The sequence below is a fragment of the Acidiplasma aeolicum genome, assembly GCF_001402945.1.
Taxonomy (GTDB): domain Archaea; phylum Thermoplasmatota; class Thermoplasmata; order Thermoplasmatales; family Thermoplasmataceae; genus Acidiplasma; species Acidiplasma aeolicum.
This window is the reverse complement of sequence record NZ_LKBG01000213.1, coordinates 1-561: the sequence shown is the minus strand read 5'-3', so window position 1 is coordinate 561 and position 561 is coordinate 1. Positions and strand designations below refer to the sequence as shown.

1 protein-coding gene is annotated in these 561 nt (G+C 31.9%); it reads left to right on the top strand.

Features of this window, described 5'->3' with window-relative positions; all coding sequences use genetic code 11:
* Positions 1-485: AMP-binding enzyme (locus tag AOG54_RS04655; RefSeq protein ID WP_449222429.1), on the top strand; the 485-nt coding region annotated here is incomplete at its 5' end.
* Between the last annotated feature and the right edge of the window lie 76 nt (positions 486-561).

The following is a 561-nucleotide window of genomic DNA, read 5'->3' as shown; positions in this document are numbered from 1 at the left end:
ATTTTTCTGTATTCAATGGTTATTACTCCAATTATGATGAGGCTGTGGAGGATGAGTATAAACATATCTGGGTACTTTGCCGTACCGATGATGTCATAAATGTTGCAGGACACAGATTATCAACAATGGAAATGGAAAACAGCATAATGTCCATACCGGAAATATCCAGTGCTGCTGTTATTGATATAGACGATGATATAAATATCCTTATTCCCGCGGTGTTTATTACCTTAAATGGTAAGATAGAAGATTCTAATGAGATAAAAAATCGCATAAGGAACGTAATCAATGATTCAATAGGCAAATTTGCCATTACTGGAAGAATATACATAATATCTGAAATGCCAAAAACAGGGTCAGGAAAAATAATGAGAAGGCTTCTACGTGAAATAGTTTCAAATGGATATATTTCAGGTGATATTAACGGCCTTGAAAATCCAGAATACATTGAAAAAATAAAAAATGAGGTAAAAAATCCCAATTAAAATATTTTATATATTTCTAAATTATGATAAACAGGTGATTTATTGGAGGAAGAATATGATATTTTAAGGGAGAGCG